The 7,498-nt window shown below is 44.2% G+C and carries 9 protein-coding genes and 1 riboswitch; of the genes, 5 read left to right on the top strand and 4 right to left on the bottom strand.

Annotated elements, in window-relative coordinates:
* Positions 1-61: 61 nt before the first annotated feature.
* From B3V56_RS07260 to B3V56_RS07240, 5 genes are all read left to right on the top strand, one after another.
* Positions 62-358, top strand: a complete 297-nt coding sequence (locus tag B3V56_RS07260; RefSeq protein ID WP_286305122.1) for a DUF6228 family protein — start codon at positions 62-64, stop codon at positions 356-358.
* Positions 359-461: 103 nt separating this feature from the next.
* Positions 462-1,067, top strand: coding sequence for a hypothetical protein (locus B3V56_RS07255; protein ID WP_289282576.1), 606 nt, complete (start codon positions 462-464; stop codon positions 1,065-1,067).
* 5 nt (positions 1,068-1,072) lie between these two features.
* Positions 1,073-1,249, top strand: a complete 177-nt coding sequence (locus tag B3V56_RS07250) for a hypothetical protein (RefSeq protein ID WP_289282575.1) — start codon at positions 1,073-1,075, stop codon at positions 1,247-1,249.
* A 209-nt stretch (positions 1,250-1,458) separates the two neighbouring features.
* Positions 1,459-1,545, top strand: a riboswitch (cyclic di-GMP riboswitch).
* 17 nt (positions 1,546-1,562) lie between these two features.
* Positions 1,563-2,102, top strand: coding sequence for a hypothetical protein (locus B3V56_RS07245; RefSeq protein ID WP_286305119.1), 540 nt, complete (start codon positions 1,563-1,565; stop codon positions 2,100-2,102).
* Positions 2,103-2,280: 178 nt separating this feature from the next.
* Positions 2,281-2,619, top strand: a complete 339-nt coding sequence (locus tag B3V56_RS07240) for a thioredoxin family protein (RefSeq protein ID WP_289282574.1) — start codon at positions 2,281-2,283, stop codon at positions 2,617-2,619.
* A 128-nt stretch (positions 2,620-2,747) separates the two neighbouring features.
* Here B3V56_RS07240 and B3V56_RS07235 read toward each other — a convergent pair whose 3' ends face one another.
* The 4 genes from B3V56_RS07235 to B3V56_RS07220 form a co-directional block, all read right to left on the bottom strand.
* On the bottom strand, positions 2,748-3,638 hold the full coding sequence (locus B3V56_RS07235) for a metal ABC transporter solute-binding protein, Zn/Mn family (RefSeq protein WP_289282573.1): 891 nt from the start codon (positions 3,636-3,638) through the stop codon (positions 2,748-2,750).
* Between the two features lie 21 nt (positions 3,639-3,659).
* Positions 3,660-4,526 carry a metal ABC transporter permease gene (locus B3V56_RS07230; protein ID WP_289284119.1) on the bottom strand — a complete coding sequence of 289 codons (867 nt, stop codon included), beginning with the start codon at positions 4,524-4,526 and terminating at the stop codon, positions 3,660-3,662.
* Positions 4,523-5,278 (bottom strand): metal ABC transporter ATP-binding protein, encoded by a 756-nt coding sequence (locus B3V56_RS07225; protein ID WP_289284118.1) that lies wholly within the window; start codon positions 5,276-5,278, stop codon positions 4,523-4,525. Before B3V56_RS07225 ends, B3V56_RS07230 begins: the two co-directional genes overlap by 4 nt.
* 181 nt (positions 5,279-5,459) lie before the next feature.
* Positions 5,460-6,875 (bottom strand): peptidoglycan DD-metalloendopeptidase family protein, encoded by a 1,416-nt coding sequence (locus tag B3V56_RS07220; protein ID WP_289284117.1) that lies wholly within the window; start codon positions 6,873-6,875, stop codon positions 5,460-5,462.
* Between the last annotated feature and the right edge of the window lie 623 nt (positions 6,876-7,498).

Below are 7,498 nucleotides of genomic sequence, written 5' to 3'. Positions count from 1 at the left end.
CTACTACATTGCGGCTTCGCCTCCATTTCGCAGCCGCGCGTGCTGTTGGCGTTAATGGTCTATGGAAACGATAGAAATCAAGTCATGTGATGACGCCACAACCCTCTCCTTGAGGATCGTTGGTGGCAACGAGGAGGGCTCAAACTTTGTTGCCTCTGTTACTGGCGCTCCATTTATAGGTGAAGTCAATACAACAACCTATTTTGTCGGCCCGCCAAGTCTTCTGTTTCGGGATATGGCAGACAACTGGCGAGGCTGGAAAGGGGAGAAGATATGGGGAGCTTTGGACGGAGAGTTCATGCTCACGGCAACGGCTATGCATGTTCAAGGTGTCAGCAAACTTGATTTCTTTCTATAGATTTCTCACTCACACACTTCATCAATTTACTAAATGAAACTCATCACTGAGTTCTTAGTCAGTACCCCTCTAAACATTAATTTCCCACGGAGGAGGAGAACCTATGGAGTATGTTGGCCCCGTCAGCTCTGCTGTTATGGCCATTATCTGGCTTGTCTATTTACAGTTAATTCTTAGTCAATATCGCCGTAATAATCGGCCCTATCTTCTTTTTCACCATGCTCAAAATGAGAACCCCGATGCGCTGTGTATGTTGGTGAATATGGGGGAGCGGCCTGTTCATGTGGTGTGTGTACAAGCCGTGATAAAAATGACGTCCGGGGAGGAGCATAAGCTTGCTGTGACCGAGTTTGAGCGCATTAATGTTACGGAGCAAAATGTGCAGCAAACCTTGCGTCAAGGGCCGTTGCTAAATGGTAGTTATCTGATTTTAGGAACATTTCGAGACATTATTGAAAAGACTCAAAATGAAATAGGTTTAAACGCTTCACTGGAAGACGTTGAATGTCTCGAGTTAAGATCCGCAGTAATTCATGCGCCAAGTAAACACCCTGTTGGGGCGAAACGCGCATTTGTGTTGAAGCACAATACAGGCACTTGCGTTTATCCAAAAGACATCAATACTAGGCAGATGGTAAAACGAAAAGACAAACAAGAAGTCGCGCAGTGGATAGAGTCTGAGCTACATCCACGTGAGAATAATGAATAGTAATAGTGATAAGCGCGACTGTTTTGAGTTGGGTGCCAGCGTTGATTCAGTTTCTGTTTGCTGTGGTGGCGATGCACTTTATTGCCAAGTGCATGCAAGAAGCGATCTTTATTGAGAACCTAGCTTATGGTGGGGAAAAGTCAGGGCTACTCGCTCTCTGGTTTGGTCATTTTTCACTTTAGCTTGTTACGTTATTTTCGCGCTGAGTTTGATTTATCTACTTGATACATAGTTGTATTCCTAACCAGCTTTGCCTGTTCAGATTGATGTGAGTGGGGAAGTCTTAATGCTAGAAATCGCCAAAACCCACTTTTATATAGGCCTTCTAGTACCAATGTACAATTGATTGAGCTATAAAAGCGATTTACCCTGTAGCTGTAGTAAATTAATTTCTTAATAAAGCCAACCTTGGTGTGAGCCAAGCACGGAAAGCTTCAGGTCTTTATAAGTAGTGAATAAAGATGGCTGGGTTGCAGAATAACAAAGGCTTATGTAATGAAGTTATTTAGCAAAAACTTATTAATCGCACTCGGGTTGTTAATTATGGCGCCGTTGACTGCTAACGCAGCAACTGTCCATCTTGATGCAAAAACAAACACTTCTTCGAATGCTGTTGAACTCAACCTGAAAGCAGGTACTTATTCAATAAGCCCATTTAAAGATGACACATACACAGCGTGGAATGCTTGGGGTAAAGTGCAAGGTTGTAGTGCTGATGGCACTGGTTGTTCAAAAGGCTGGGTCAACAACTACTCATTCACTACACCGTCTGGCACTACTCATATCATCACTAGCGATACTGGTAGATATGAGACAGCAGATTTAGCGCTGCTGAACGCACTTGGTGCAACATTTACACTGTTATCTGATGCCACAGTTCAGTTCTTCATCAATGATAGTAACTACGGTGACAACATCGGTGGTATGTCATTAAATGTATCTGCAGTGCCTATTCCTGCTGCAGCATTCTTGTTTGCGCCTGCATTATTAGGTTTCATGGGCTTACGTCGTAGAGCTCAAAAAACAGTCGCTTAATACCCAGACTGTTAAACCGATTAAAGCCGTAATGATTAAGTTCATTACGGCTTTTTTATTGCCTGAAAGAAACTTATGGCAAGATGATATGGCAAATGAACCTTTTTTTTTGTGGCTGAGAGAAGAGTCTTTCGGCGTTTGAGTAAAGAGATTGTCATTTACCCATAGAGTTAATTATATGAACATCGATCAAGCTGATGCCGACTCAGGATATCTACAGGAAACATTGACCTTTGATCAAACCAGCGAATTGCCGGGTAAGGTATTACTTGAGTTTGGTGCGCCCTGGTGTGGTCATTGTCAGGCAGCACGTGCAGCGATCAACGAAGTGATCAATGAACATACGGAGCTGCGTCATATCAAAATCTATGATGGCAAGGGCAAGCGACTGGGCCGTGGGTTTAGGGTCAAACTCTGGCCGACATTGATACTGCTAGACAATGGTCAAGAAGTGGATCGTCTGGTGCGGCCATTACGTGCTGAAGAGGTTCGTGAATTGATGTCGAAACTCAACTAAGCGGAGCCAGTTTTGCCCTTGTCCCGACTGATTTTCTCTGAGAATAGTTATGCATATAAACCATGTGTAACGGTTTAAGGAGCCACTACCCAGACTATCTGAAGATAAATAGCCTGGGTATCTCGGCGTTATTCGGAAAGGGCCGTGACGATTTGTTGTGTGTTGTATTGCATTAGTTTTATATAGGTTGCAGCCGGGCCATTTTCTTCAGATAACGACTCGGGATAGAGTCTGCCGCCTGGTTTTGCCCCGGTGGCGTTAGCAATCTGCTTGATCAAACGGGTGTTATTAGAGTTTTCAAGAAAATAACGTGTTACGCCAAGCTGTTTAATCTGATCGATGAGTTTAGCGATGGTAGCAGCTGAGGCTTCGGTTTCTGTGGATACGCCCTGGGGAGACAAAAACCTGACGCCATAGGCTTTTGTGTAATAACTAAATGCGTCATGGCTGGTTAAAATGTCACGTTTGTCAGTGGGCAGGCTTGTCAGCTTTGCGTGGATATTGGCATCCAGTGCCGTCAGTTTTTCCCTGTACGCTTGAGCAGCCTGTTGTATTTCATTTGTCAGATCTGGTCTGACTTCAATCAAGGCCGCTTCAATATTATTAACCCAAACCTGAACATTATCGACATCATTCCATACGTGTGGATCCGTTCTGAACTGGCCATAGCCGGCTGTTACAGAATAGGTCTCAATACCTTTTGAAACAGCAATCGGAGCTGTGCTGGTGCCGGCGGCTTTCGCTAAACGTTGAAACCAGTTCTCTAAACCCATGCCACTTAAAAAGATGACGTCTGCGGATTTGATTAACTTTACATCACCTGGGGAGGGCTCGTAGCTGTGTGGGTCACCATTAGGTGGCACAATACTGGTCACTTTTACATGCTTGCCACCTACGTTTTTGACGACATCAGCCAAAATGCCAAAGCTGGTGACAGCATTGATAGTGTTAGCGGAAGCGGATTTGATGACAAAAGTTAGGCCGATAAGAATCAGATAGGTGAATAACGGTTTATACATAGTGAACCTTTTGTTTTGATACTAGAGTTTGTAGCGATAGAACCACTGCTTTAACACCCCTTGTGGGGCAACGCACAGAGTGACAAGATAGATAAAACTGCTGGTCAAAATAATAGTTGGTCCGGACGCCGAACCTAAGTGGTAAGAAATTAGCAGACCGATAAAGCCAGAAAAGGCACCACTCGATGCAGCAATGACCAGCATCATTGGCAGTGTTCTGGTCCACAGTTGAGCGATAGCAGCGGGTAACATCATGATTCCTACAGCCATAAGCGTGCCTAATGTCTGAAAGCCGGCGACCAAGTTCAACACAACCAGAAATAAAAATAAGAAATGATAAACAGGGCCATAACCACCTACGGCTTTTAAGAAGCCGGGATCAAAGCAATCAACCACCAGTGGTCGATAGATAATGGCTAACACAATAAGACTCAAGCTAGTTACGCCACCCACCAGATACAATGATTGGGCATCAATCGCCAGTATGGTGCCAAAGAGTACGTGTAAGAGATCAATATTTGACCCACGCATTGAGACGATTAATACACCCAGTGCCAGTGAGGTCAGATAAAACGTAGCAAAGCTGGCATCTTCTTTTAATATCGTGGTGCGACTGACAAAGCCTGATAGTAATGCCACGCTGATACCGGCAACCAAACCGCCAATGCCCATGGCAATCAGTGATAAGCCTCCAGCAACCAAAAAGCCTATCGCTGCGCCAGGTAATACGGCATGACTCATGGCATCCCCGATTAGGCTCATTCGACGTAGCAATAACAACACGCCGACGGGGCCGGCACTCAAACCCAGTGATACAGAGGCAATAAGCGCCCGTCGCATAAATCCGTAATCTGCAAAAGGTTCAATCAGTAATTGGTAACTGGTCATGGTGTTTCAACCTGATTAAACAGTGTCGGCTCAAGCTGACCAAACCAGGATTCAGACTGCTGCACTGCCTTTAATACATTGGCCGTGGTGAGCACTTCTTTGGTTGTACCCCAACCAATAAGCTTTCTTGCCAGCAGTAAGACATTCGGAAAGTAGTCTCGGATTTGTTTTAAGTCGTGCAATACTGCAATGACAGTGCGACCTTCTGTATGCCAACGCATAACAAGGGCAATCAGAACTTTGGTTGTCTGCGCATCAATGGCAGTAAAGGGTTCATCTAACACAATCACGTCAGCATTTTGCAGTAGCAGCCGGGCAAAAAGGACGCGTTGAAATTGTCCGGCAGACAGCATACTGATTGGTTGTCGTTCAAAGTCTTTCAAGCCGACAGTGACTAAAGCCTCCTTGGCTTTATGGGCTAAATCTGACGATATACCTCCAAAAGGACCGACTTGTTTCCATAAGCCGAGCAAGACGGTTTCATAGACCGTGATTGGAAATTGACGGTCAATATCCGCCGCCTGTGCTAAGTAACCGATGCTTCGAACCGGGATATTGTGTCGTTCAAGTGAGCCTTGAGAAGGGCTAAGTTCGCCCATAATCGTTTTTAATAACGTGGATTTGCCAGCACCATTAGGCCCAGTAATAGCTGTCAGACTGCCAGGAGCAAATTTGCCAGATATCTGCTGAATAACAGGCTGATTTTCATAAGCAACACTGACATTGTTCAGTGAGATGACGGGACTGCTCATGGGAGTGATACCGCCCAGAATATTGCTGACCACAACGCGATATTAATAAGTAGAACGACAATCAGTCTCTGATAAGCCTGTGCGCCCAAAATTGAGCCCTGAAAAAAGTGGTGTTTATTCATATATATCAGTCATGCCTTTTTCGTTGGCTTATGCCAAGCAAACGAGATTGAATGTTGCATTACATCATTGAACGCGTAGATGCCGAGGCCGTGTTAATTAACCAGTTATTTAGCCAGTCCAGATTAGCGGTGGCGATGGTCGTTTCATCTGACATCATCCCATCAAGGGTTTTGACATGCTCATGAAATGCGGCTAACTCAGTTTGTGATACGGACTTCAATGTAGGGATTTTTGCCGTAATAGGGTTAACAGGCTTGTCATTGATGCGTAGCTCGTAATGTAAATGCGGGCCAGTAGATCGACCTGTATTACCTGAATAGGCAATGGTTTGACCACGAGAGATTTTTTGTCCTCTATGTACCAAAATTTTGCTTAAGTGTAGATAGCGAGTTGAATACGGGCCAAATTCTTTAATGACAAGATATTTACCGGCATAACGATGATTGGCGACGCGTTCTACTTGGCCATCACCAGTTGAGATAATGGGAGTACCGATTGGCATGGCAAAGTCTACGCCGTTATGTGGTGATATTTTGCCTGTGATCGGGTGATGACGTTTTGGATTGAAAGGGGAGCTGATGCGGAATGTGTTTCGGGTAGGGTAACGCAGTAAAGCGGGTGTCAGATTGTGTCCATCTTTATCGTAATACTGACCATCGGTATGCAGGTAGGCATTGAAGTCGATTTTCTGCCCAGCTAATCGAATAGCGGCAACATAGTTATTACCCACCGGCGTATCGTCTAGCATTTCACGTTTAATGATGACTTGAAACTGATCGTTTTTACGAAGATCGCGGCGGAAGTTAATTTTATTTCGAATGAGTTTGGTCAGCATCATGATAGTGGGATCACTGATCCCTGCATTGGCTGCAGCCAGGTAGAAACTATTGCTTATTTCCCCTTTAAGCACCACGGTTTCCCATGTTGTGGGAGCAATGGTCTCATTGTGGCTGAAGTGATTGTCATCCTCTTTTTGATAAACGATAGTCTTCTTGGTGCTACTGACTACGGATAATGCCATCAGAGTGTCATCGTTGTTGAATGTAAAACCTAGTTGCTGACCTGGGTGTAATACATCCATCTCCAGATAGGGCTCATCAGCTTCAAGAATGCCGAAGAGTGTCTGGATGGGAAGGCTAAAGTGTTTGAAAATGCTTTCAAGGCTATCGCCGGATTTGACTTTGTAATCGACGGTATGTGTTTGAGGTTCAGGTGTACTGACAAGTATCAACTGTGCCGGGTCGTCTGTTGCCATTGCCTTATTCGGCTCAGTGAGTTCTACACTGGTGTCATTTGTATCTGATGTAGAGCTAAGAGCGGGAAGAACGACAGGCTTTGAAATGGTGATGTTTGATGTATTGGTCATGTCCGAGTCAAGGCGCAAGACTGTCAGAATGATCATTGCCACTAAAATGACAAACAAAGCAATATAAGCTGGGGCAGAGAGAGACCCTTTACGATGTACTTTTTTCATAGTTGAATCTTTTAAATCAATGATATTGGAATAGAGTGGTGATAATCATCGATGATTATTTTGATATATCATATCACTTAAGCTGAAGAATAAAGACATTGATCATAGTCAACTTCAATCAGGGCTATCGATGTTGTTGTATAGCTGCTTTGGATGGATGCAAACTTGAGAGCTCCGTACCTGAAAAAATCAATTGAAGCCGATCGCAATAACTGATCATCAGTTGGCTTGCCTGTTTCTCTAAGTCAATAAATATAGATCAGCATACTGAAGTGACAAACTATTCAAAAACCTGACAGCGAGTACTGTCATGAGAACAAGAACGTTCTGGGCAATGTAACATTGCTTTATTGAAGATATAATATATCATTAATTGATTTTTGAGCCGATGCATCACGGCTTGAACCTATTGTCGCCAGTTCTCGAAACATACAGCATCTCCGAGCCTGGAGATTATGCCAAATGCATAGCAGAGACGCTGGAGAGATGGGGATGCCGAGTGTGTCAAAGCAGGTATAACCTATCGCTTGCCTGATGGAAAAATGGTGTATTTCCCCGAATAATAGCTATCGATTTGATGGCTGATGTTGAGTTGAGTTTAGTTGAGTTGAGTTGAGTTGAGT

The organism is Methylophaga sp. UBA2513 (assembly GCF_002341285.1).
GTDB classification, from domain to species: Bacteria; Pseudomonadota; Gammaproteobacteria; order Nitrosococcales; family Methylophagaceae; genus Methylophaga; species Methylophaga marina.
This window is presented reverse-complemented; position numbering and strand designations above follow the sequence as displayed.

Excerpts from the sequence above, each read along its gene's own strand:
- B3V56_RS07260 (WP_286305122.1), top strand. The coding sequence starts at position 62 with ATGGAAACGATAGAAATCAAGTCATGTGATGACGCCACAACCCTCTCC.
- B3V56_RS07255 (WP_289282576.1), top strand. The coding sequence starts at position 462 with ATGGAGTATGTTGGCCCCGTCAGCTCTGCTGTTATGGCCATTATCTGG.
- B3V56_RS07245 (WP_286305119.1), top strand. The coding sequence starts at position 1,563 with ATGAAGTTATTTAGCAAAAACTTATTAATCGCACTCGGGTTGTTAATT.
- B3V56_RS07240 (WP_289282574.1), top strand. The coding sequence starts at position 2,281 with ATGAACATCGATCAAGCTGATGCCGACTCAGGATATCTACAGGAAACA.
- B3V56_RS07235 (WP_289282573.1), bottom strand. The coding sequence starts at position 3,638 with ATGTATAAACCGTTATTCACCTATCTGATTCTTATCGGCCTAACTTTT.
- B3V56_RS07230 (WP_289284119.1), bottom strand. The coding sequence starts at position 4,526 with ATGACCAGTTACCAATTACTGATTGAACCTTTTGCAGATTACGGATTT.
- B3V56_RS07225 (WP_289284118.1), bottom strand. The coding sequence starts at position 5,278 with ATGAGCAGTCCCGTCATCTCACTGAACAATGTCAGTGTTGCTTATGAA.
- B3V56_RS07220 (WP_289284117.1), bottom strand. The coding sequence starts at position 6,875 with ATGAAAAAAGTACATCGTAAAGGGTCTCTCTCTGCCCCAGCTTATATT.